The sequence below is a fragment of the Idiomarina sp. ST10R2A5 genome (genome assembly GCF_051842325.1).
GTDB lineage: Bacteria > Pseudomonadota > Gammaproteobacteria > Enterobacterales > Alteromonadaceae > Idiomarina > Idiomarina abyssalis.
This window is the reverse complement of sequence record NZ_JBNIEX010000046.1, coordinates 1-261: the sequence shown is the minus strand read 5'-3', so window position 1 is coordinate 261 and position 261 is coordinate 1. Positions and strand designations below refer to the sequence as shown.

Sequence of the window (261 nt, the reverse complement as noted above, 5' to 3'; positions counted from 1 at the left end):
CAACACCAAAAACCAAGCACACAGGAATGGTTAACAGCGCGATCATCAGCGTTAAGCCAATCGCATGCAGGGTAAAGGTATTGCTAACGTTGGCCCAGAAGACCATGACGCCCTGGGAAAAGGCCTGGGCGAAAATGGCCACCAGCGGTAGCAGTAAAAAGAGTGCTGAGAGCACCAGGGCGGCGCCTATTAGCAGCCGCCTAACCAGCGGTGCATCACCAATTCGACGCATTACCCTTTACCTCCGTGCAGCCGTTTTAC

General features: G+C 54.0%; 1 pseudogene. It reads right to left on the bottom strand.

The annotated features are described in order from the left end of the window. Nucleotides 1-232 (bottom strand): annotated as a pseudogene (gene cysW, locus ACP7FG_RS13065) (sulfate/thiosulfate ABC transporter permease CysW); the annotation flags it as partial. Nucleotides 233-261: the final 29 nt, after the last annotated feature.